At 68.3% G+C, this 22647-nt stretch carries 19 protein-coding genes; 7 read left to right on the top strand and 12 right to left on the bottom strand.

Annotation, left to right across the window (positions count from 1 at the left end; genetic code table 11):
• The first annotated feature begins 82 nt into the window (after positions 1-82).
• Entirely contained in the window at positions 83-3466 is a 3384-nt protein-coding gene (locus tag IM689_RS04315) for an FtsK/SpoIIIE domain-containing protein (protein ID WP_193643050.1), read from the top strand.
• The gene (locus tag IM689_RS04310; RefSeq protein ID WP_193643049.1) at positions 3463-4254 is read left to right on the top strand and encodes a hypothetical protein; all 792 of its coding nucleotides are present in this window, start codon (positions 3463-3465) and stop codon (positions 4252-4254) included. Before IM689_RS04315 ends, IM689_RS04310 begins: the two co-directional genes overlap by 4 nt.
• 23 nt (positions 4255-4277) lie before the next feature.
• Here the strand turns inward: IM689_RS04310 and IM689_RS04305 are convergent, their stop codons facing one another.
• Positions 4278-4733 (bottom strand): hypothetical protein, encoded by a 456-nt coding sequence (locus IM689_RS04305; RefSeq protein ID WP_193643048.1) that lies wholly within the window; start codon positions 4731-4733, stop codon positions 4278-4280.
• Between the two features lie 248 nt (positions 4734-4981).
• Here IM689_RS04305 and IM689_RS04300 point away from each other — a divergent pair, with 248 nt between their 5' ends.
• Positions 4982-5230, top strand: coding sequence for a WhiB family transcriptional regulator (locus IM689_RS04300; RefSeq protein ID WP_006943843.1), 249 nt, complete (start codon positions 4982-4984; stop codon positions 5228-5230).
• 6 nt (positions 5231-5236) lie between these two features.
• Here the strand turns inward: IM689_RS04300 and IM689_RS04295 are convergent, their stop codons facing one another.
• Together IM689_RS04295 and IM689_RS04290 are read right to left on the bottom strand one after the other, a co-directional pair.
• The gene (locus tag IM689_RS04295) at positions 5237-6763 is read right to left on the bottom strand and encodes a sensor histidine kinase (protein WP_193643047.1); all 1527 of its coding nucleotides are present in this window, start codon (positions 6761-6763) and stop codon (positions 5237-5239) included.
• Between the two features lie 2 nt (positions 6764-6765).
• Positions 6766-11694, bottom strand: coding sequence for an NAD-glutamate dehydrogenase (locus IM689_RS04290; RefSeq protein ID WP_193643046.1), 4929 nt, complete (start codon positions 11692-11694; stop codon positions 6766-6768).
• A gap of 185 nt (positions 11695-11879) precedes the next feature.
• Here IM689_RS04290 and IM689_RS04285 point away from each other — a divergent pair, with 185 nt between their 5' ends.
• A complete protein-coding gene (locus IM689_RS04285; protein WP_193643045.1) occupies positions 11880-12467 on the top strand; it encodes a hypothetical protein in 588 nt (195 codons plus the stop codon).
• 34 nt (positions 12468-12501) lie between these two features.
• Here IM689_RS04285 and IM689_RS04280 read toward each other — a convergent pair whose 3' ends face one another.
• Genes IM689_RS04280 through IM689_RS04270 form a run of 3 tightly spaced genes read right to left on the bottom strand, consistent with a single transcriptional unit; the run spans position 12502 to position 14981 of the window.
• Positions 12502-12903: a DUF6912 family protein gene (locus tag IM689_RS04280; RefSeq protein ID WP_187034434.1), complete on the bottom strand. Its 402-nt coding sequence runs from the start codon at positions 12901-12903 to the stop codon at positions 12502-12504.
• A gap of 39 nt (positions 12904-12942) precedes the next feature.
• Positions 12943-14253: an AAA family ATPase gene (locus IM689_RS04275; RefSeq protein WP_193643044.1), complete on the bottom strand. Its 1311-nt coding sequence runs from the start codon at positions 14251-14253 to the stop codon at positions 12943-12945.
• Positions 14250-14981 (bottom strand): hypothetical protein, encoded by a 732-nt coding sequence (locus IM689_RS04270; protein WP_052947039.1) that lies wholly within the window; start codon positions 14979-14981, stop codon positions 14250-14252. The genes IM689_RS04275 and IM689_RS04270 overlap by 4 nt, the downstream gene beginning before the upstream one ends.
• 126 nt (positions 14982-15107) lie before the next feature.
• Here IM689_RS04270 and IM689_RS04265 point away from each other — a divergent pair, with 126 nt between their 5' ends.
• The gene (locus IM689_RS04265; RefSeq protein ID WP_047311915.1) at positions 15108-15320 is read left to right on the top strand and encodes a helix-turn-helix domain-containing protein; all 213 of its coding nucleotides are present in this window, start codon (positions 15108-15110) and stop codon (positions 15318-15320) included.
• Positions 15321-15327: 7 nt separating this feature from the next.
• On the opposite strand, the gene IM689_RS04260 is transcribed toward IM689_RS04265, so the two are convergent.
• Both IM689_RS04260 and IM689_RS04255 read right to left on the bottom strand, forming a co-directional pair.
• A complete protein-coding gene (locus IM689_RS04260; protein ID WP_052947038.1) occupies positions 15328-15903 on the bottom strand; it encodes a hypothetical protein in 576 nt (191 codons plus the stop codon).
• Positions 15904-16397: 494 nt separating this feature from the next.
• A complete protein-coding gene (locus tag IM689_RS04255; protein WP_193643043.1) occupies positions 16398-16601 on the bottom strand; it encodes a hypothetical protein in 204 nt (67 codons plus the stop codon).
• 55 nt (positions 16602-16656) lie between these two features.
• On the opposite strand from IM689_RS04255, the gene IM689_RS04250 reads away from it, so the two are divergent.
• Both IM689_RS04250 and IM689_RS04245 read left to right on the top strand, forming a co-directional pair.
• Complete coding sequence (locus IM689_RS04250; RefSeq protein WP_193643042.1) at positions 16657-16929, top strand: LysM peptidoglycan-binding domain-containing protein; 273 nt, start codon at positions 16657-16659, stop codon at positions 16927-16929.
• Positions 16926-17462 (top strand): Rv3235 family protein, encoded by a 537-nt coding sequence (locus IM689_RS04245; protein WP_193643041.1) that lies wholly within the window; start codon positions 16926-16928, stop codon positions 17460-17462. The genes IM689_RS04250 and IM689_RS04245 overlap by 4 nt, the downstream gene beginning before the upstream one ends.
• Positions 17463-17479: 17 nt before the next feature.
• Here IM689_RS04245 and secA read toward each other — a convergent pair whose 3' ends face one another.
• The 4 genes from secA to IM689_RS04225 all read right to left on the bottom strand — a co-directional run bounded on the left by secA (position 17480) and on the right by IM689_RS04225 (position 22595).
• Complete coding sequence (gene secA / locus IM689_RS04240) at positions 17480-20230, bottom strand: preprotein translocase subunit SecA (protein ID WP_193643040.1); 2751 nt, start codon at positions 20228-20230, stop codon at positions 17480-17482.
• A gap of 94 nt (positions 20231-20324) precedes the next feature.
• Complete coding sequence (locus tag IM689_RS04235; RefSeq protein WP_227484459.1) at positions 20325-20891, bottom strand: helix-turn-helix transcriptional regulator; 567 nt, start codon at positions 20889-20891, stop codon at positions 20325-20327.
• A gap of 94 nt (positions 20892-20985) precedes the next feature.
• Complete coding sequence (gene hpf, locus IM689_RS04230) at positions 20986-21630, bottom strand: ribosome hibernation-promoting factor, HPF/YfiA family (RefSeq protein ID WP_187034420.1); 645 nt, start codon at positions 21628-21630, stop codon at positions 20986-20988.
• 203 nt (positions 21631-21833) lie between these two features.
• On the bottom strand, positions 21834-22595 hold the full coding sequence (locus tag IM689_RS04225; RefSeq protein WP_193643039.1) for a ComF family protein: 762 nt from the start codon (positions 22593-22595) through the stop codon (positions 21834-21836).
• Positions 22596-22647: the final 52 nt, after the last annotated feature.

Raw genomic sequence — 22647 nt, 5'->3', positions numbered from 1 at the left:
TTACCATTCGCTTTCTCGGAGTTATCCACAGGAAGAAATTGGCTCTGTTGCCGGCCCCAGGGTTCGGCACACGCTGGTCACCATGAAGGTGAAACTGCGTCTGGCGCTCGCGAACCCCGACCAAGCCCACACCCGCGTCTTCGACATCGAGGCCCCCGCGGGCACACAGTTCACGACGCTGCGCGAACACCTCGGCCCGGCTCTCGTCGGCAAGAGACTTCGAGTGGACGACATCGACATCGACGACGAATTCCGCCTCGGCGAGGCTCCGCTCGTCGACGGCGCGTTCCTCGAGCCGCAGCGCACGACCATCACGAACTCGGTTCCCACTCCGCTTCGACTGGTGGTGTCCGCCGGGCCGGGTCAGGGACGCTCGTGCCCGCTTCCTTCGGGTGAGCACATCTTGGGCCGCGCCCACCCGCTTCTCACCGACGACCCGCTCGTGTCCCGAACACACGCTCGCGTCATCGTGCGGCGCGGCTCGGTCGAGGTCTGCGACGAAGGCAGCTCCAACGGCACCTCACTCGATGCCCGGGCATTGGATCCGGGTGAGCCCTGCGTGTGGCGGATCGGTCAACATCTACGCCTCGGAGCAACGCGCATCCGACTCGACACCACGCTCGAGCCCCTAGCGGTGGAAGCCCGAGGGGACGGCACACTGCGCGTCCCCGCTCCAGTGACGAACCGCCTCGAACTGGCGCCCACCCGGCTGGAGTGGCCCTCACGTCCCACGGCCCCGCCCCGCAGCCCGCTCCGGTGGGTGGCAGCACTCGCTTCTGTGCCGGTAGCGCTCGTCATGGCCGTCGTTCTGCACTCCACCCTCATGCTGGCGTTCATGCTCATCGGGCCCCTGACCATCGGTCTCACGTATCTCGACGACCGACGACGAGGTCGCCTCGGGGGGCGAGCGGCCGCTCGTGAGTACGCGCGATCCAAGGCGGATACCGGGCGACGAATCGACGACCTCCTGAGCCGGGAGCGCCTCGATCGCACTGCCCGACTCCCGCCACCGGACGTTCTCACCGACGTCGCGGCGGGGCATCGGCCGGGCATCGCGGCGGGTGAGCGCAGTTGGCCCCTGGTTATGCGTCTCGGACACGGAGCGTCTCCGTCGATCCATTCCGTCACCCATGACGGCGTCACACGTCACCTCACCCTCGACGACGCGCCCGTTGCGGTGGCCCTCACTTCTGGCGACCTGCTCCATCTCGACTGTGACGCCGCCTCGGTGGGTGCCTGCATGGAACACGTCGTCGCCCGGCTTCTCGTCGAAGGCGTACCCGGCGCCTGCGGCCTCCACGTCGTCACGGACATGGCTGAGGGTGCGCGGTGGACTTGGTGCCGCGGCACAGCTCGCCTCGAGGTGGGAGCAGCCCTACCCGAGGACACGGAACAGGACCTGGCAGAGCGGGTCGCCCAACCCGGTCACACCGGCGACGAGCTTCCGGTTTTCGTCCTCGACGCGCGCAGCGAGGGCGCACGCGAGGCGTTGAGACGCTGGCTCCCCGTGGCCTCGGGGGTTCTCGTCTGGGTCGGACCGTCGGCGCCCGGAATGCAACGCGAGAGGCGCGGCTCAAGCGGGCCGACCGATCTCGTCGTCACGGTCCGCCACGGCCACAACGCCTCCTTGCTGCCGACCGGGCACCGATTCACCTACGACGAGCCGATCAGTTCGTGGTTCGTCACGACGACCAGGCTCGCGCGGCGGTGGGCGACCACCTCACGCCGAGGCACGAGTTCGTCCATCCCGACGACGGTGCCCGCCGACAGTCTCCTGCCTGCAGACGTCGCCCGGGCATGGGCGGCCGGACCGTCCACCGCCGTCCCGGTCGGGTTCGGGGCAACCGGCCCCGTCCACCTCGACCTCGTCCGTTCGGGGCCACACGCCCTCGTGGCTGGCACCACGGGTGCAGGCAAGTCCGAGTTCCTCCTCGCCTACCTGCGTGGCCTGTTCACACTCAACGGGCCTGGCGACGTCACCGCACTGCTCATCGACTACAAGGGCGGAGCCACCTTCGGCCCGCTCATCGACGCTCCCCAGGTCGTCGGTCTCGTGACGGACCTCGACAACTCACTCGCGGAACGGGCTCTGTCCGCGCTCCAGGCCGAGATCAAACGACGCGAGCACACGTTGGCTGCCGCCGGGTACAACTCCTACACGGCATATCGAGCCACCTCACCGAACAGTGCCACGGCGCTGCCGCGTCTCTTCGTCATCGTCGACGAGTTCCGCGTCCTCGCAGAGGAACTGCCCGAATTCGTTGCAGGCCTTGTGCGGCTGGCGGCTGTCGGTCGGTCGCTGGGCATGCACCTCGTCCTCGCCACCCAGCGCCCCGGTGGCGCCGTCACCGCAGACATGCGCGCCAACCTGGACGTACGGGTCGCACTGCGTGTCCGCGAACGCTCCGACAGCATCGACGTCATCGACTCCCCCGCCGCCGCAGCGATTTCGCCTCGGCATCCCGGGCGAGCGTTCCTCGCCCATGGCGGGTCGACCCCTGTCGAGCTGCAGACGGCCTTCACCGGCGCGCCACGCATGCTCCACACCGACGAACCCCCACTCCACGTTCACGAGGTCGATCTCCGCGCACCGGGCCCCCTTGCTGCCGAGCCCGAGTGCCCCGGATGCCGGCCGGCGGGCCATTCCACGACGAACGACCTGGAAAGGTTCGTCGCCGAAGCCAAGGGTGCCGCCACGCACCTACCTGCTCCGCGCCGCCCGGTGCTCCCGCCCCTGTGCGACAACACCAGGCCGGTTGCCCACCTCGCCATGGGCGAAGTGCGCTGGCCCGACCTCCTGCTCGCGCGCCCCCAAGCAGGCGAGCGCCCGCGAAACAGCGTGCCGATCGCCGTCGTCGACCTCCCGCACGACCAATCGCAACCGGTCCTCTCAGGAGCCGGCACCGAACACATCGGCATCGCTGGGGCTCCTCGCAGCGGGCGCACACACGCTGCCATGACGATTGCGAGCGCCAGACGGTCGACGGGCGAACGCATCTGGTGGGTCGGCGACGTCCCGAGCTTCCCCGTCGACGACCACTTCGCCGCTGACGATCCGGACGACGCCGTGCGCCTGCTCACCGCCCTCAACGAGCCGAGCCCGGTCGCAGAGCGCGTCGCGATCGTCGTCGACGGCTGGGAAGCCCTCAACGACAGCCTCATGCGCATCAACCACGGGCTCGCGGCGGACGAGATGTTGCGGCACGTGCAGCGCGCGCACCAGTTCCGCAGGGTGTTCGTCATCACGGGAGCGCGATTGGTTCTCGCGTCCAAGCTCGCGGCGCTCCTCGAGGTGAAGATCGTCCTGCGTCAGAACGACCAAACGGAGTACTCCCTCGCGGGTCTCCGCCCGGCACAGGTGCCCGCAGCCATGCCGCCCGGACGCGGACTCGTTCTTCCGCACGCGCACGTCCTGCACTTCGCGTCCCCGGGCGAGCCGGGTGAATGTGACACCCTGTCACCATGACGAGTACGCGCAAGATCACCGCCGCCGTCGCGCTCACGGGCGCCCTCATCGCCGCGCCGGCCATCGCCGCCGAGACGAGCACGCCCGGCACGTCGACGCCGAGCAGTACCTCGAGCACATCCTCCAGCTCGACCTCGAGCAGCTCGTCCTCGTCGAGCAGTACCTCGTCCTCCCCGAAGTCCCCCAAGGGGAGCGCCATCACGTTGCGCCTCGACGGCAAGGGCAAGATCGACAAGTCCGCGCTCCCCAAGGAGTCGACCCTTCTGGCCCCCGAGGAACTGCGCTCGATCGTGCCGGGTCTTCGGTCGGCCGACTTCTCGGACGGCGCGCTCACTCTCACCGTCAAGGGAGAGGAGAGCGACAACCGCAGCCGCATCGTCATCGAGTTCGATCGCTTCGGCACGAAGGCCGACGTCACGAAGGGTTGGGACGCGGACAAGAAGGCTCACCAGGCTCGTGCCGCCAAGAACCCCGGTATCTACACCTTCGCCGGCCCTGGCAAGAACGGTGTGGCCGACTCCTTCAGCGATGGCACGACCACACACGTCCTGCTCACCAACGGTGATGCCGCGGGCCAGATCTCGTTCTCCGGCATCGGGTTCTCCTCACTCGGAGACGACCACGCGAGCGCCCGCAAGGCTTACCGCGACACGGTTGTGCCCAAGATCGTTCAACTGCTCGCCAACAAGGTGAAGGCCGGCGGGCCGGCCAAGACGCCGACCAAGTCGTCGAGCGCGAGCCCCTCCGCGATCAGTTCGTCGTCATCACCGAGCAGCGCCTCTGACTGACACGCTGCACGGCCGACCGGGCGTCAGAGAACGGCGTCCGCCTCGTCGTCCTCGTCCGGGTCGAAGCGCGGCAGCGTGAGCGCCGCAACGAACGAGACGACAGCAACAACGAGCGTCGCCACGCCGAACAGCTTGGCTCCCCCGCTGATGAGGCTGAACGAGACCGGCACGAGCATGCCGTTCCACAGCAACGTCGGGGTCTTCGCCAGGCTCTTGTGACGCAGCAGGTTGATCGCGAGCAACGCCACGCCCGCCGCCAGGACGACCAGAACAGCGGCCTCCGTGAGGGCGCGGGTCGTGGTACTGGCCTCCCCGTTGATCACGCCGTACGCCGACATCGCCGCCATGACGAGCATCGCGAGCGCGGCAAGGCCGGTGCCGGCGGCACTGACGAGCCAGGCTGCACCACTCGATCGCGCCGGCGTGCGGGATGGCGTCCGGTCGGGCAGTTCTGAGGCATTACGGGGTTTTCGCGTCACGCCGTAAACTGTACGTGGCACCCTCCGCGAGCCGACATGTGATCAGAAACTCACACAATCGAACAGAAAATTTCGTCGAAACCCCTTGTGCGTACGCCGGGCCAGGTGTGAACCTATAGGGGAACGCCCACCCGCGCCCCGAACGATCATCGAATCGATGCATCGCACAGCGCATCGGACCGTCGGCACCCCGACATCGTTCGCACCGACCCCGCCGGTTTCAGCGGAGACTCAAGGAGCAATGCCACATGGATTGGCGCAATCGCGCTGCGTGCCTGGACGAGGACCCGGAGCTTTTCTTCCCGATCGGCAACACCGGCCCGGCCCTGCAGCAGATCGAAGACGCCAAGGCCGTCTGCCGTCGTTGTGAAGTCATCGACACGTGCCTGAAGTGGGCACTGGAGTCCGGTCAGGACGCCGGTGTCTGGGGCGGCCTTTCGGAGGATGAGCGACGCGCTCTCAAGCGTCGCAACGCTCGCGCGCGCCGCGCCAGCTGATCGTTCTCATCGCGGCTCAGCGGGCGGCCCATCATCACGATGGCCGCCCGTTTTCGCGTCCCCTCCCACCGATGACGCATCGAGCGGACGCAGCCGTGCACTGAACCGTGCCCTCGTGCCGCCTCCCGGTTCGGCAGCCCATTCGATCGTTCCGTGCAGGTCCTGGACGAAGGTGCGCACGATCTGAGTACCGAGACCCGACGCTCCCCCGGCCACGCCTTCCCCGGCGACGAGGCCGGACCCGTCGTCCACCACGCTGACCTCGAGGCCGTCGCCGTCACGACGCGCCTCCACCGTCACCCGTCCGCCGCGCTCCGCGAGGCCGTGCTCCACCGCGTTCTGTACGAGCTCGCCGAGCACCATGGCCAACGAGGTAGCGTCCTCGCTCGAGAGCACCCCGAAGGAACCGACGAGCCGCGCCTCGACGGGAGCGTCCGGCAACCGTGCCACGTCGACACCGGTCGTGAGTCCTCGCTCGGCTACCTCGTCGAAGTCGACCGCTCCGCCGAATCCCGCGCTCAACGTCTCGTGGACCGCCGCAATGACCGCGACGCGACGGCCGGCATCCGCGAGCGCCCGCTGTGCCTCGATGTCCGGCAGGCGCCGCGCCTGTAGCCGCAGGACGGCCGCCACCGTCTGAAGGTTGTTCTTCACCCGATGGTGAATCTCACGGATCGTCGCGTCCTTCGTGATGAGCTCGCGATCGCGACGACGCAGCTCGGTGATGTCGCGCAGCAGCAGCGCCGCCCCGAAACGGCGCCCCTCGGCGATGAGTGGCACGGCGCGCACCATGAGCGCAGCCGACCCCTTGCGGAACTCGGCGTGCCACGGCGCCCGACCGGCGAGCACGACGCCGCCCTCCACAGGGGCTTCCGCCGACGTCACGCCTCGCTCCTCGAACGCCGTACCGAGCCGAAGGCCGAGGGCGTTCGTCTCGATGCCGAGGCGCCGCAGCGCCGAGACGGCGTTCGGGCTCGCGTAGGTGATGTGACCGCCCTCGTCGAGCGCGATGACACCGTCACCGACTCGGGGTGCACCGCCACGGCCGCTGGAGGCGCCCCCTCCGTCGGGGAAGGTTCCGTCAGCGACCATCGTCAGCAGCGCGTCCGACAGCCCGAGGTAGCGGCTCTCCAACCGCCCGCGGCGTCCGACGTTGCCACGGATCATGTGTCGACTGAGCACGGCCACCGTGGTGATCGTCCGTCGCACCGGGATGGTCTCGACCGTGACAGGCTCCCCGTCGTCGTCCTCATCGGCCGACGTCCGTTGCCCGGAGACAGAACTGCGGGTCAGCCGCGCGGCGAGCTCCTGAGAGGGCGCCACGCCGACGAGGTCCTCGGCGAAGATGCTGACACCGGTCGTGGGCCGCACGTGAGCGGCGGCACGCCACCCCTCGTCCGTGCTGACCCACAGCACGAGGTCGGAGAACGACAGATCCGCGAGCAGCTGCCAGTCGCCGACGAGCTGGTGCAGCCACTCGTGGTCGGCCTCGTCACTCCACGAGGCCGACCTGAGAATGTCGGTCGTCGTCACGCTCACGCGGTCGGCTCGGCCTGCCCTGCGTCGCCCGAGGTGCCACGCGTCAGCGTGCGCAGCGTGCGCAGCGCGACCGACATCGGCGCGAGACGCGATTCGGCCCGCTCGACGCCGGCGATCGCCGCACGGCCGCGCTCGACCGCGAGCGCGTGCCGCTCGGCCCAGGCGTTCCAGCGCTCCTCGGTGGACCCGGCCTCCGGCGCCTCGAGCATGACGTCGCGTGTGAGGTCGGTGAGCACCGCGTAGGCGTCGTCACGCACCGCACCGCGGGCCAGTGCGTCCCACCGGTCGTCACGCGGCAGCTCGGCGATGGCGTCGAGCATGCGTCCCAGACCGATCTGCGCCGCACCGTGGAAGTACGTGCTCGCCACGGCTTCGACGTCGGCGTCGATCTCGTGCGCCAGATCCGTGATGTCGAGCAGGACGAACAGATCGAGCAGGGCGGCGGCCCGTCGGGCCAACTGCTCGGGAACGCCCTGTTCCACGAGACCCACCGCCGTGTCCTCGTACTGTTTCCGGCCCACGCCGATGACGAGCTCCGGAACCTTCGGCGCGAGACGGCTGACGGACGGCTCGTAACGCTCGCTGAGCGCCGACACCGACGTGTGCTCCACCTCGTGATGGACGAACCAGCGGGTGGCTCGGTCGAGCAGACGACGCAGACGCAGAAGCAGAGAGGACTGGACGTCGGTGCTCACAACGTTGTCGAGTGCCTCGACCTCGTCGATGAAGCTCTGCGCGTCGAAGACCTCACGGGCCACGACGAACGCCTTCACGATCTCCTCCGGGCGGGCCCCCGTCTCCTCGCTCGCGCGGTGGACGAACGTGATGCCGCCGCGGTTGACGAGGCCGTTGACGACCGAGTTCGTGATGATCTCGCGACGCAGTGCGTGCGCCTCGATCGCCTCGGGGTACCTGGTGCGCAAAGCGTCCGGGAAGTAGGCGGCCAGTTCACGGACGAACCACTCGTCGTCGACGACGTCGCTCGCGAGGACCTGATCCTTCAGGCGCAGCTTCGCGTAGGCGAGCAGCACGCTGAACTCCGGCGAGGTCAGGCCCTCACCGGCCTCGATCCGCTCGTCGATCTCGACGTCGTTCGGCAGGAACTCGAGCTCGCGGTCGAGGAAGCCGTCCGCTTCGAGGGCGTCGATGAGACGACGGTGCACGTGCAGCATCGCCGGCGCCTGGACGCGCGCATTGCCGAGCAGCGTGTTCTGGTCGGTGTTGTGACGCAGCACCTTGTGGGCAACCTCGTCGGTCATCGACGCGAGAAGCTCGTTGCGTTCGTCCATCGTCAGCCCGCCGTCGCGTACGACATCGGCGAGGAGGATCTTGATGTTGACCTCGTGGTCGCTCGAGTCGACGCCCGCCGAGTTGTCGATGGCGTCGGTGTTGACACTGACGCCGTTCTGCGCTGCCTCGATACGCCCCAGTTGGCTGACGCCGAGGTTGCCGCCCTCACCGATGACGCGGACGCGCAGGTCACGCCCGTCGACACGGATGGCGTCGTTGGCGCGGTCGCCGATCTGCTCGCTGGTCTCGCTCGATGCCTTGATGTACGTGCCGATGCCACCGTTCCAGAAGAGGTCGGCCGGAGCGAGCAGCACGGCGTGCATGAGCTCGTTCGGCGTCATCGTCTTCACGTCGCCCTCGATACCCAGGGCCTCGCGGATCTGCGGGGTGAGGCGCACCTGCTTGGCCGAGCGCGAGAACACTCCACCGCCCTCGGAGATGAGGTCACGTGAGTAGTCCGACCACGACGAACGCGGCAGCTCGAACAGGCGCTTGCGCTCCGCGTGGGAGGTGGCCGCGTCCGGGTTCGGGTCGATGAAGATGTCGCGGTGGTCGAACGCCGCGACGAGGCGGATGTGCTCCGACAGGAGCATTCCGTTGCCGAACACGTCGCCGCTCATGTCGCCGACGCCGACCACCGTGAAGTCCTCGCTCTGGGTGTCGTGCCCGAGCTCGCGGAAGTGACGCTTGACCGACTCCCACGCACCGCGGGCGGTGATGCCCATGGCCTTGTGGTCGTACCCGTTCGAGCCTCCGGACGCGAACGCGTCGTCCAGCCAGAAGCCTGCGCGACGAGCCACAGCGTTGGCCTTGTCGGAGAAGGCCGCGGTGCCCTTGTCGGCCGCGACGACGAGGTAGGGGTCGTCGCTGTCGTAACGCACCACGTCCTTCGGGGGGATGACCTCGTCACCGTCACGGTTGTCGGTGACCGACAGCATGCCGCTGATGAAGGCCTCGTACGCCTCGACGCCCGCGGCGAGCCACGCTTCGCGGTCGCTCGGGTCCGGGAGCTGCTTCGCGACGAAACCGCCCTTCGATCCTGTCGGCACGATGACGGCGTTCTTGACCATCTGCGCCTTGACGAGGCCGAGCACCTCGGTGCGGAAGTCCTCGAACCGGTCGCTCCACCGCAGGCCGCCGCGCGCCACCTGACCGAAGCGCAGGTGGACACCCTCGACCTTCGGGCCGTAGACCCACAGTTCGAACATCGGAACCGGTGCGGGGATGCCGGGCACGTCGGCGCACCGGATCTTGAAGACGAGTTCGGCGACCTCGCCGGAAAGGACCCGCGGGGTGTACGCGTTGGTGCGCACGATCGCCATGATGACACCCTCGAGAGTGCGCAGGATGCGGTCGTGGTCGAGACTCGCCACGTCGGCCAGTCCGTCGGAGAAACGCTGACGCACCGCCTTCGTCTGGGCCTCACGCTCGGCGTCGTCGAGGGTCGGGTCGAAGCGCGCCTCGAACAGACGCACGAGCAGCGACGTGAGGTCGGTGTTGGCCAGCAGCGCCGCGACGACGTACTCGTAGCTCAACGAGAAGCCGATCTGGCGCATGTAACGGGCGAGGGCCCGCAGGTGACTGATCTGGCGCCACGTGAGCCCGGCAGCGAGAACGAGCTGGTTGAGGGCGTCGTTCTCGGCCTGCCCACGCCACGCCGCGAGAACGGTGTCCTGCACGTTCGTGCGGCGGCGCGAACTCTCCTGCGGGGTGTTGCCCCACATGGCCGTGCGGTCCGCGATCAGACCGAAGTCGTACACGTACGAGGTGCGACCGTCCGAGCGTCGAACCGTGTACGGGCGCTCGTCGGAAACCTGCACGCCGAGGTGGGTGAAGATCGGGAAGACCTCGGTGAGCATGAGGGGTTCGTTGCGGAAGATCTTGAGCCGACGTTCGCGGGTGTCGAGGTTCTTGGTGCCGTAGAGCGTGAGCGCGGATTCGTCGTCACCCAGCCTCTCCAGGCGTTGCATGTCCGCCACCGCCTGACGTGGCGAGAACGCCTCGGAGTAGGCCGTCGAGAAGCCCGTGCCGTACTGCGTGACGAGAGCGCGGGCCGTCGAACCGTCGAGCTCACCCTCCGCCTGCGCGGCATGCGTGACGCGCTCGGTCCACGTCCGGGTCGTCTCCAGGACGTGAGCGCGAATCTGCTCGGGCGTGACGTCGGGAATGGCGGCGCCGCGCGGCATGCGAACCGTGTAGAAGATACGGGCGAGCGCATCGGAGCTCACCCGAGCCGTGTAGTCGACGTTCTGCGCGCCGTAGGTTTCGCGAAGGAACTCGGCAATGGATTCGCGCACCCGGGTGTTGTACCGGTCACGCGGCAGGTACACCAGGACGGCGACGAAGCGCCCGTAGTCGTCATTGCGTGTGAAGACGCCGACGTGGCGGCGCTCCTGGAGGCGCACGACCTCCGTGGCGATGTCGTAGAGGCGCGCGGACGACGTCTGGAACAGTTCGTCGCGCGGGTAGTTCTCGAGGACGTTGAGCAAGTCACGTCCGGAGTGGGAGTCGGGCGAGTGCCCGGCTCGACGCACGACCTTCGCAACCCGCTCGGCAACGACCGGAACGGTCGACGTCGGTGCCGCGTAGGTGCGGGCCGTGTGCAGACCGAGGAAGCGGCGTTCCCCGGTGACGTTGCCTTCCGCGTCGAAGGTCTTCACGCCGACGTAATCGAGGTAGGCATCACGGTGAACACGTGAGCGCGAGTTGGCCTTGGTCAGCATGAGCAGCTGCGGGGAGCGTGCCATGGCGCGGCTCTCCGGCGTCATGCGCTCGAACCCGGTGGCCGAACCCGATGCGCTGCGCAGGATGCCGAGGGCGGTGCCCTCCACGGGCCGCAGGACATCCTCCTCGTCCATGGTGGCCAACTCGTACTCCCGGTAGCCGAGGAAGGTGAAGTTGTCGTCGGCCAGCCAGTGCAGGAAGCGGCGCACGTCAGCCGTGGCGAACTCGGGAACACTCACGGGCGGGTCGTTCTCGAGGTCGTCGGCCGTCTGGAGGGCCATGTCACGCATGCTCTGCCAGTCCTCGGAAGCCAGGCGCACGTCGCGAAGGACCTTGTGCACGGTCTCCACCATGTCTTGGCTGCCGTCGAACTCGCCCTCAGGCGAGAGGTGGAGATAGACCCACGACTCCGCGACCTCATGCGCGCCCGCGGGAAGCTCATCGCTGTGACCGGGCAGACGGACCGCACCCTGACGCTTGCGATTTCGCGTCGCCGTGATGAGGCGACCGGCATCGTCACGCACGGCACGCATCTGCGGGTGGACGAGATCCCCGATGCCCGCACCTCGAGCCGTGAACGCTGCCACGAGTGAATCCACGACGAAAGCGGTGTCGTCCGTGACGACGCGGACCACGACACCCGAGGTCAGGCTGGAGACACCCGCGTGCTCCACCGCGTCCGCGACGAGCGAGCGCGGCAGTTCCTCCTCGACGACGACGACCGGCTCCCCCTGGCGTCGCTCGGCCGCGGCCCTGCACTGCCCTCGCACGATCCACGCGAGGTGCTCGAGGGATTTGCCCTCCAGCTCCGCGGCCGGAATGTCGCCCAACACCCCCTGAGCGACCTCGAGCGTGACACCGACACGTTCGGCGACTTCGGACAGGACGGGCGTGGAAGCCTCGACAGACATGACCTCTCCTGGCAGGACGAAGAAGCGGCACGACGCTGTGCCACCTAGGCGACTCTAACGCGCGCGGACACCCGAGTCCGAGTCGAGGGCGAGCGGTGTTGCCGGGCCCTCGCCCCACCGGGGTTATCCCCAGGCGCGGCCAGTACGCCGACGCCGAGATTCCGCCCTGCTCATACGCTGGGGGTATGCCTGCTGCCAGCCTTACGAGTCGTGACGTCGCCACCCACCTGACGCGTTGTGCGCTGCGCCTGCTCGACATCCCGTTCGACCCTGCGACGGCACTGAACGGTGAGGCGTTCGACCGCGTCGTCGAGTCCCTGAGCGAACAACTGAGTGACGCCGCGGGCGCCGAACTCGCCGGGCAGCCCGCACCGTCGTTCACCGCTCCTCGCACGGGGCCTTTCCCTCCCCTCGTGACGCGACGGGCCCAGGCCGGGCTACGGCGTCAGATCGAATCAGGCCGCCTGCCGGGCAACGCGGTTTCGGTTCGTCGGGCCGGTGAAGCAATCGACGACGTCCGTGACGAACTGCGGGCTCTGCGCATCGGTGAAACCGGGCCCCAACATTGCGGCGCGCTCGTCACGTCGGTGGCCGACGCCCTCGACCGTCTCAGCCGCGTTCTCGCCGCGTACCGTCACGGTTACCTTCGTCTCGGCCCGCTCGTGGCCGGCCAGGAGGTGTCGTTCGACGCCCTGGGCGACTCGGCAACACGTCTCGAGCGCTTCCTCACCCGATGTCTCGACCGTGTCGGTGACGACCGGATGCTGCGCTGACCGACCACATGGGTGGGCGCGTCGCCCCGAGCGGTCAGCTGCTCAGGAGTGCACGCACGCTGTCACGCTCCCCTGCGTCGTACCAGCTCAGTTCGAGCTCGGCGTCCTCCTGCACACGCGCGCCCGGGTCCGCGACGAGGAAGCACGCGACATCCCGCAGACCGACGTCGCCCAGGAGCGAGATCGCACCCACGTGGCCCTCCGCGTCCTCCACGCGCTCGGGCCGCACATCGAACGCGAGAACCGCCACGGGGTCACTGGTGGCTGCGGCTGCGGCGAGCTGGCAGGCGAGGTACTCGTGCAGTTCCTCGTCGCCGTCCGGTGCGAGTGCTCGCACTCCGGGCGTCACGCTCACGACATGGGTGGCCGGAACCGATCCCTCCCGGGACAAGGTGTCGAGTGCGTCGGCGTCGACAGGCATGTAGGCACGGATCATGGGCGGGCGCTCCTCGCTGGTTTGCGTACGTGCCACACCCTAGCGACGGGCCCGCAACCGGCGCAGACCGCGGCGGGTCGCAGGTGGCCCGGCGGTCGCCCCGAGGCTCGCCGCGACCCGTGCAACCGCCGCCACGTACGCGCTGTCAGGTCGTGTGGTCGACAACAGCTTCCCGAGCAGAAGGGCGCCGTCCAATTCGTCGCGCGCATCGGGCAGCACCGCCACCGGATCGACGTCGGCGAACCGCGCAAGCGCCTTCGCCACCACCTTCTCGGGTGCGCCGCCGACAGCCTGCTCGCGGGCCTTCGAGATGACGACGCGCGTGGCCGGATGCGAACTCCCCATCTGTTCCCACTCGACGACGAAACGCTGCAACCCGATCGGGTCGCAGGCCGCGAGGGCCAGCAACACGTCACTGCGCTCCACCGCTTCGATGCCGGCCGCGGCGCGCACCGGAGCCACGGTGTCGTACAGCAGTGACTCGTCGACGCTGAGGTCGCTCGCGATGTCGAGGACGATCCACCGGTACCCCGTGACGGCCTGGTCGAGTACCGCGCCGAGATGAAACCGACTGAGCTCGTGCCAGCGTGACGCGCGGCCGATGCCCGTCAGGACGTCGAAGCCCTCGTCGAGGGTGACCGTGAGTCCACGCAGCTGCGACAGGTTCAGCGTCCCTGCATCCACGAGCCTCGCTGCGGCGAGCAGACCGGGCGCTTCGTCGAGGAGACCGAGGACCGGAGCACAGGCCGGCGCCACGGTGTCCGCGTCGATGAGAAGGGTGGGGCCGTCCTGCGAGAGTGCGTGTGCGAGGTGTGTTGCGCACGTCGTGCGACCGGGAGACCCGGCCGGTCCCCACACGGTCACGACGGTCGCGCGGTGCCCGGCATCGGGCGAGGTCGAGGCGGGTCCGACAGTGGCTCGCTGCGAGGAGGTGGACGGGGTGTCCGCCTCCTCACCCACCTCTTCGGTGGTGACCGAGAGCCCCGCGCCGCCCACCGTCACGGGCGAACGCTCCAGTGACCGGACGAGCTGCTCCAGCTCGCCCGAACCGACCAGATGAACGTGACTCAGAGCCCAGGCCTCACACTGACGGGCGTCGGTCGGGGACGTGGGAGCGACGACGCCGAGGACGGAGGTTCCGCGCAGTGCGAGTTCGGCGACGACACTGCCGTTCATTCCCGGGAAATCAGGGCTGATCGCGGCGACGGTGACGTTCCCGGCCTCGGCCACGGTGAGGAGTTCCTCCACGTCGGCACAACGACGCACCAGTTCCGCGTCCTCGACATCCTCGAGTTCAGCGGCGAACCGCGCTTCGAGCCGGGCGGAGATGGCTGTGGCGACGCTCGTCATGAGCGTCGACTCCCGGCCAGAGGCACGAGGGTGATCCGCGAGCCCGAGTTCACCGCGTCGATGATCTCGGCGAGCGATGCTCGCGGCACGACGAGCTCGACAGGCTGACCGTCGGCAACGGCGACCACCCCGCCCGAGCCGGAGCCGATGCGCGAGACGAGAGCTCGGTCGATGACCTGTCTCGGCCGTTCGAAGCTGTTCGACGTCGTCTCGCTCGACTTGTCGGCAACCCAGACCTCGACGTCCGTGCCCGCGCGCACGACGTCGGCCTGCCCGCGGTCCAACGTCACGGAGACGGCGCGCACGTCGACACTGCTCGCGTCGGCCACCGCCGATCGCGGAACGAGCTCACCCCGCGCAACGGGCCTCTGAACGACGCCCGAGGGCGCCGGACCGCTGAGGTAGACCGACTGGACCTCGTCGAGACGCACGGCAGTGCGCACGACATCGCTCGCCTGAAGGCGCTGCCCCGGCACGAGATTGGTACGCGCCGTCCAGACCTGGACCGAGTCGTCGAGCCCGGAGATGACACGGAGAGTGCCGATGACACCGACAGCGAGCAGGAGGATCCCGACGATCCAGCGAGCGTCCTTGATGCTCGCAGGAACGAACCGCGCACCGGATCCGCCGGCCCGTCGTGACGAATCGTTGCTCGTGCCCGACGCGTCCTCACCGTTCGAACCACGCGCCGTCGTTCTCACGACCTTCTTGCCCCACGGTGTCTGCACCGTCGCTCTCCCTTCACCGGTTGTCCACAGCCACTGACATCGTCAGCGATGAGGGTCTCGGCGCAGGCCTAGAATGATGGTCAGATTTTGGTAAGAATTCCGCAGGCTCGACTCCGAGGAGGCCCCGTGGCTCAGCGCTTCGTTCAGATCGCCGATGTCGCCGAGACGCTCAACGTCTCGGCCCGCCAGGTGTACGGCCTCGTGAAGTCCGGCGAGCTGCCCGCCATCAAGATCAACAACCAATGGCGCGTCGAAGCCGACGAGGTCGAGCGCTACATCGAGCGGCAGTACGAGGCAACGCGCAACGCGGTGGCCTCGGGCCACATCGACGACCTGTGACGCTCGTTCAGCGGTAGTCCTCGCCCCGACGGGCTCCCACCTCGATGCACGCCACAGCCTGTGTCGTCAGGACGACCGGTGTTCCTGCGGAGCGTCTCACCACGGCGTGATCGACGCCGACCGCATCGACGAGACCTGTGAACTCGTTGCCACTCGTCGTCCGCCACACGACGGTGACTCGTGAGCGGGCGAGCGCCCGGAGCAGCGAGCCCCAGGTTCGTCCCACACTCGGCGCATCGTCCTTGTGGTGCGAGGCACGCAGACCGGTAGCGCTCTCGAGCGCGGCGGTGGCCACCACGACGGAGCCCGGGCGCGCGAGGTCGTCGACTCCGAGCACCACGTCCTTCCTGGTACTGCGATCCAGCGCGATCCACCCCCTGGCCACCTCGACGAGTCGCCCCCGCACCGGATGCGCCGCAGCAACGACCTCGACGTCGGAACCGAGCGAGCCGCGCAGCCGGTCCTCCAGTGTGACGGCGGCCCGTTCGGCGCGGACGCCCTCAGCGATCTCGACACGTCTCTGTGCTGCGCGTCGGGCAGCCTCCGCTGCCTCGAGATCGGCGAGCAACCTGTCCATGCGCATGGCTGAACGCTAGCCCGGACTCGCGGGCGAGCGGGGATTCTCCGGTGCCGCATCGAGGGCTGACCGCGCACGTCGCTCAGGCATCGCTAAACATTGCTCGTCATTAATCGACATCATTTGTCACTGTTCGCCATAGAGTGACCTTCATCAGCAGCGAAGAAGATCGGTCGGAACACCTCGAACGACTCCGGCGCGATTCACGAGAGAGGCGACATGATGACCACTCACACCACTGCCGGCGAGCGACGGCTCGCGGCGACGTTCGCATGCGGCGCCTCCGCAGTGTGCTTCGGCGGCGCCGTGTGGGCGGCCGTACACCTGCTCGGAACTCGGGCACAACAGACGACGGACGAGGCCGTGGCTTCGGTGTTCGTCGCGCTGGCCGGCGCCTGTCTCCTCCGACTGGCCTGGGTGTGTGGCGCAGCCGCCCTGGACATCCTCGCGACTCCGCGTTCACGCCCCGAACCGGGTGCACACGGCTCGACGGAGCGAGCTCACCGCAACCCGGCGAGGGCACGAGCCGCTTCGCTCTTCCTCGCCTTGGCTGCATTCGTCGGGTCCGGTGCAGCGGCGGCGAGCGCCACACCCGTCGCGGGCGTCTCGGTCACAGCGACGACGCAGGCTCCCTCCCCCGACTTCGCGCCACAGGTGCCCGACGGGTCGCCCTCGGCCACACCTGACTTTGCGATACCACCCACGTCGGATTCCCCCACGGTGCCGCAGGAGTGTCGGCCTGCGCCCGAGCCTGGCTGGGTGCCGTCGTCACGAGCCGTGGACGCTCACAGCTGTCGCCTCGTCGTACCTGCAGGACGCGCCGCCGAGACCGGTACCCACGTGGTCCTTCGAGGACAGAACCTGTGGTCCATCGCGGCGGCGCACCTCCCGGAAGGAGCCCCGGCCGAACTCGTGGCCGACGCCGTGGGCACCTGGATCGAGGCCAATCCGGACCTCCGGGCAAACCCGGACGTCATCCAGGTCGGCGACGTGCTTCGCGTGCCCGGCGCCAGCGTGGGAGCGCTCCGATGACCACCACGTTGCAACGGGTCGGCGAGCGACGTCCCAACCAGATGCCACCGGTGCTCAGTTCGGAGGAGGTGAGTGCAGTGCTGCGCGGTGAACTCGCCGCACCCACAGCCGGCGAGCTCCGTGCACGCCTGGCCACGGACTACGCGCGACGTTGCGGCGTCGACGAGGACGTCGACCCCATGTTCGGACCACAGCACACGCCGTCGGCCGCGCTCCCCGATGCACGCGTGTGGGTCCAACGATTCGCCTTGGCACTCGTCGAATGCCTCGACGGACGAAGGCCGCCCACGCAACTGGCGCGGCACGTCGACGGCGACGTGCTCGGCCGTCTGACGCGCCGCTACCGCACCGCCCTACGGCGCGGCCCGCGTGCCGGCCTGACGCGGGTGCGCCGAGTACGGGTCTGCGAACCGTGCGACGGGGTGGTCGAGGCAGCGGTCGTCGCACGCATCGGCGGTCGTCCGACGCCCATCGCTCTACGCCTCAACGGCACCGACGGCCGATGGGTCGTCACGGTGCTCGAAATGCTCTGAGGTGGCCGCGATCGCGATCAGCGCTTGCGCTTCTTCGAGCCCTTGGTGTTCTTGCCGCCCTTGGAGCCCTTCTGCTTACGGGAGCGATCGGCGGCGCGACGCTGCTCACGCGACTTCTCCTCGTCCTCGTCCATAACGTGGCCGTCGGCCGCAACGCGGTGCTCCTCGGCGAGCCCCTCCTCGTTCGGGGCGGTGAAGTGCATCTCCTGCTGCTTCGGCCCCGGCGTGGAAGCCTCGATCTCGTCGGGATCCACCTGCACGTTGAAGAACAGCTGAACCGACTCCTCCTTGACCGCCTCGGTCATGGCGTCGAACATCTGGTAGCCCTCACGCTGGTACTCGACGAGAGGGTCGCGCTGCGCCATCTGACGCAGGTGGATACCTTCCTTGAGGTAGTCCATCTCGTAGAGGTGCTCACGCCACTGTCGGTCGAGAACCGTGAGGACGACGCGACGTTCCACCTCACGCGCCACCGTCGTGCCGAGGTAGGCGGTGCGGTCGTCGAAGGCGTGCTGCGCGTCGGAGCGAAGTTCCTCACCGAGGATCTCCGGGGTGATACCCGCGCGGCCACCGAATTCCGACTCGAGCTCGTCGAGGGAGATCGAGACCGGGTACAACTCCTGGAGCGCTCCCCAGAGCTTCTCGAGATCCCAGTCCTCGGAGAAACCGGAGGCCGTGGCGACGTCGATGTAGGCGTCGATCGTGTTGTTGATGAAGTGACGCATCTGGCCTTCGATGTCGCCCTCGACGACGCGCTTGCGCTCGGCATAGATCGTCTCGCGCTGGCGGTTGAGGACGTCGTCGTACTTGAGAACGTTCTTGCGGATCTCGAAGTTCTGGCTCTCGACCTGGCCCTGAGCGGACTGGATCGAACGCGAGACGATCTTGTTCTCGATCGGCTGGTCGTCGTCCATGCCCGACGTCGACATGAAGCGGTCGACGAGGCCGGCGTTGAACAGACGCATGAGGTCGTCCTGCAACGACAGGTAGAAGCGCGACTCCCCCGGGTCACCCTGACGACCGGATCGTCCCCGCAGCTGGTTGTCGATACGTCGCGATTCGTGACGCTCGGTGCCCAGCACGTAGAGGCCGCCGAGTTCCGTCACGGCGTCGTGCTCGGCCTTGACGGCCTTCTCGGCCTTCTCAAGTGCCTCGTCCCAGCTCGCCTCGTACTCCTCCGGAGTCTCCTCCGGGTCGAGTCCGCGCTGCTTGAGCGCCGCCACGGCCATGAACTCGGGGTTACCACCGAGCATGATGTCGGTGCCTCGACCGGCCATGTTCGTGGCGACGGTGACGCCGCCCTTGCGGCCCGCCTGCGCGACGATGGCGGCCTCACGCTCGTGGTGCTTGGCGTTGAGAACCTCGTGCGCCACGCCCTTGCGGCGCAGGAGCTCCGACAGCTTCTCGGACTTCTCGACGCTCGTCGTACCGACGAGAACGGGCTGGCCCTTGCGGTGACGCTCGCTGATGTCGTCGACGACGGCGCGGAACTTCGCGTCCTCGGTGCGGTAGATGCGGTCGGCCTGGTCGACACGCTGGGGCGGGTTGTTCGTCGGGATCGTGATGACGCCCAACTTGTAGATCTGGTACAGCTCCGCGGCCTCGGTCTGCGCTGTACCCGTCATGCCCGAGAGCTTGTCGTACATGCGGAAGTAGTTCTGCAGGGTCACCGTCGCGAGAGTCTGGTTCTCGTTCTGGATCTCCACGCCCTCCTTGGCCTCGATGGCCTGGTGGACGCCCTCGTTGTAGCGACGGCCCGCGAGCATACGCCCGGTGTGCTCGTCGACGATCATGATCTCGCCGTTCATCGCGACGTAGTCCTTGTCGCGCTTGAACAGCTCCTTCGCCTTGATGGCGTTGTTGAGGTAGCCGATGAGCGGCGTGTTCTCCGCCTCGTAGAGGTTCTCGATGCCGAGCAGGTCCTCGACCTTCTCGATGCCGGACTCGAGCAGACCGACCGTCTTCTTCTTCTCGTCGACCTCGTAGTCGCCGGCCTTGACGATCTTGCCTTCCTTCGACTTCTCGGCGCGCGTCAGGTGCTCGACGATGCCGGCGAACTCGACGTACCACTTCGTGGCCGCGTCGGCCGGGCCGGAGATGATGAGCGGCGTGCGAGCCTCGTCGATGAGGATCGAGTCGACCTCGTCGACGATGGCGAAGTTGTGTCCGCGCTGCACGAGCTCCTCGGGCGACCACGCCATGTTGTCACGCAGGTAGTCGAAGCCGAACTCGTTGTTCGTGCCGTAGGTGATGTCCTTGGCGTACTGCTCGCGTCGCTGCGCCGGCGTCATCGAGGAAAGGATGCAGCCGGTCTCGAGGCCGAGGGCGCGGTGCACCCGGCCCATGAGCTCCGACTGGTACTCGGCGAGGTAGTCGTTGACCGTGACGACGTGGACGCCCTTGCCCTCGAGTGCGTTGAGGTAGCTCGGCAGCGTCGCGACGAGGGTCTTGCCCTCACCGGTGCGCATCTCGGCCACGTTGCCCATGTGGAGGGCTGCGCCACCCATGAGCTGGACGTCGAAGTGACGCTTGCCGATGGTGCGACGGCTCGCCTCACGGACGGCTGCGAAGGCCTCCGGCATGATGTCGTCGAGCGTGGCACCGTCCTTGAGACGGGCGCGGAAGCGGTCGGTCTCTTCGCGCAGTTCGGCGTCGGTGAGCTTCTCGAAGTCCTCCTCGACGACGTTCACCTGAGCGGCGATCGCTTCGAGCTTCTTCAGCGTTCGGCCTTCGCCGGCACGCAGAACACGTTCGACAACCTTGGGCACTCGACAACTCCGTAGATCGATGGTCGGTGAGGGCAGCGGCCCGCGGCCTCACACTGACGTAGTACGCCCGAGACGGACGCACAGTTCCCTAAGCCTAGTCGCTCCAGCGGCGCCCCTCGCGCTCCTCCCGCGGCGAGGCGTCCGACAACGCCTCGCGGGTCAGGTCGACCGCTTCCCGACGCGTCGTGACGTCGAGCTTGCGGTAGATGCGCGCGAGGTGATTGCGCACGGTGTGCTCCGAGATGAACAGGCGCGCCGCGATGGCGCGGTTGGCCTGTCCACCGGCGAGCAGGCGGAGGACCTCGACTTCACGCGCGGTCAGGACGTCGAGCACGCTGTCCGGCCGCAGAGCCCGTCGCGCCAGACGCAGCAACGCCTGAGTGAGGTCAGGGTGGGCATAACTGCCCGCGACCGCGAGCGCCCCGGCGGCCTCGGTCAGTTCGTCGTGCGAGGGCACGTAGGGGAAGAAGGCTGCAACACCGGCGCCGACCAGTCGTTCCAGGACTGCTTCGTCGGCCGGATCGACGACCGCCGCGACGTCCTCCGTACGGGCGAGTGCGACAAGGCGTCGAAGGGAAGCGATGGACGAGGGCTCGTGCACCGCGATCTGCCGGTCTTCGACCACGATGGTCGCGACGACATCACCTGACATGCGCTCCATTGTCACCGATCCTCACGGGAGCGACCCTGGGGGCGAACGGCCGCGGGACCGCCCGCACGGTGTGCGAACGGCCCCGCGGTCGAGTCCGCCGGTCTCAGGCGGTGGCCTCGTCGTCCTCCGCGACCTCCTCGGTCACGTCGAGGTGGATGACGCCGTAGGACCAACCGCGACGGCGGTAGACGAGGCTGGGACGCCCCGTCTCCTTGTCCTGGTAGAGGTAGAAGTCGTGGCCGACGAGCTCCATTTCGCGCAGAGCTTCATCGACGTTCATGGGCGCACTCTGGTGAACCTTCTCACGCAGCTGGACCGGGCAGTCCGGGTCCTGTCCGAGCGCAGCGGGTGCTTCGTCCGCGTTGTCGCTGAGGTCGGGCATGACCTCGAGCAGTCCGAGGTCGGCCGTTGCCTCGGCGACGGAGGTGGGGCGCGCGTGGCCGCGGTGCACACGCCTGCGGTCGTGCTGGCGACGCAGACGCTCACCCAGCTTGGCCATGACGAGATCGAGTGCCGCGTACTCCTCGTCCGCCGCTGCCTCAGCTCGGATGACCGAGCGCTTGGCGCGGCAGGTCACCTCGATGCGGTACGCCTCTTTCGCACGTCGCGGGTTCGGTTCGTGTGTGACGACGACGTCACAGCGCACGACGCGCGGGTCGAGCTGCGGAACCTTTGCCAGCTTTTCCTCCGCGTGGCGGTGGAAGCGGGCGGGAACCTCGACGTGGCGACCGGTAACGGTGATCTCCATGGGAATGACCTCCTCAGGCCAAGAACTGATGCTGCGTGAGTCGGCGGGGCCGGGCACATTCACGGCGCCGCCCAGGGAACTGAGTGCATCACCTCCTGCCAGGAGTGGATCGTGACTCCACGCTAGACCTGTGAGGGGACCCACACCAGGGTTTCGTGACGATCCGATGAACAGCGCGTGACGTGCCCAGGACCACGGACGTCTCACGCGTCGCCCCGGACACCCGCGTCGGGCGTCGCGGCGACCGCTGCGAGGAGGACAGGGTCGTACCCACCGCGCACGAGGACACCGTGAGCCGAGGCGAGAGTGGCGCCACTGGTGACGACGTCATCGACGAGGACGACGCCGCACTCCTCCGGCGCATGGCCCTCGCGGGCGCCGGCCAAAGCGAAGGCTCCGGCAACGTTGGCGCTGCGCTGGGCTCGGGTGAGGTGGGACTGGTCGACCGTGCGTCGCGAAGCGCGCAGCAGAGAAGCTTCGACGAGCGTCCGCTGCTCGGCACCTGCTCGATCGCTGTGCAGCGATGCACGCACCACCTCCCCGAGAGGGAAGCGGCCGCGTACGCGCGTCGCGGCGGGCGACGACGGGACGGGGGTGAGCAACCACCTCCTCGGGATCGGCCGCTCACCGTCGACGTACTCCGCGAGTGCCGCCGCGACAGCGGCGCGCAGCAGGACGCCGAGGACGGGCGCGAGGTCACTGCGGCCCTCGTCCTTGAACACGGTCACCCCACGACGCACCGCACCTTCGAACGGCGTGGCCGCATGGACGACGAAGTGTGGCGCGAGGCTGGGACGGACTCGCAGGAGTTCGAGCCGCGTTGCCCGAGCGCATGCCTCACACCACGGCGTGGACCAGCGTTCGCAGCCGGCGCAGGTGACCGGCCACGCGAGATCGAGCAGCTCCGCGAGCGCTCGACGAAGCGGAGATCGGGAATCGTTGTGCACGAACGGGCTGGGGCGCATGCCTCACGGTCGCGCCTCGAGGACCCCACGCGCAGCCGAGAACAGCGACGGG

Origin of the sequence: Dermacoccus barathri, from assembly GCF_015070805.1 — a bacterium.
GTDB classification, from domain to species: domain Bacteria; phylum Actinomycetota; class Actinomycetes; order Actinomycetales; family Dermatophilaceae; genus Dermacoccus; species Dermacoccus abyssi.
This window is presented reverse-complemented; position numbering and strand designations above follow the sequence as displayed.

Bases quoted from the DNA above. Each gene is read 5' to 3' on its own strand.
- IM689_RS04225 (WP_193643039.1), bottom strand. From the start codon at position 22,595: ATGCGCCCCAGCCCGTTCGTGCACAACGATTCCCGATCTCCGCTTCGT.
- IM689_RS04290 (WP_193643046.1), bottom strand. From the start codon at position 11,694: ATGTCTGTCGAGGCTTCCACGCCCGTCCTGTCCGAAGTCGCCGAACGT.
- IM689_RS04235 (WP_227484459.1), bottom strand. From the start codon at position 20,891: ATGGAGCGCATGTCAGGTGATGTCGTCGCGACCATCGTGGTCGAAGAC.
- IM689_RS04310 (WP_193643049.1), top strand. From the start codon at position 3,463: ATGACGAGTACGCGCAAGATCACCGCCGCCGTCGCGCTCACGGGCGCC.
- IM689_RS04275 (WP_193643044.1), bottom strand. From the start codon at position 14,253: ATGACGAGCGTCGCCACAGCCATCTCCGCCCGGCTCGAAGCGCGGTTC.
- IM689_RS04315 (WP_193643050.1), top strand. From the start codon at position 83: ATGAAGGTGAAACTGCGTCTGGCGCTCGCGAACCCCGACCAAGCCCAC.
- IM689_RS04245 (WP_193643041.1), top strand. From the start codon at position 16,926: ATGACCACCACGTTGCAACGGGTCGGCGAGCGACGTCCCAACCAGATG.
- hpf (WP_187034420.1), bottom strand. From the start codon at position 21,630: ATGGAGATCACCGTTACCGGTCGCCACGTCGAGGTTCCCGCCCGCTTC.
- IM689_RS04300 (WP_006943843.1), top strand. From the start codon at position 4,982: ATGGATTGGCGCAATCGCGCTGCGTGCCTGGACGAGGACCCGGAGCTT.
- IM689_RS04285 (WP_193643045.1), top strand. From the start codon at position 11,880: ATGCCTGCTGCCAGCCTTACGAGTCGTGACGTCGCCACCCACCTGACG.
- IM689_RS04260 (WP_052947038.1), bottom strand. From the start codon at position 15,903: ATGCGCATGGACAGGTTGCTCGCCGATCTCGAGGCAGCGGAGGCTGCC.
- IM689_RS04280 (WP_187034434.1), bottom strand. From the start codon at position 12,903: ATGATCCGTGCCTACATGCCTGTCGACGCCGACGCACTCGACACCTTG.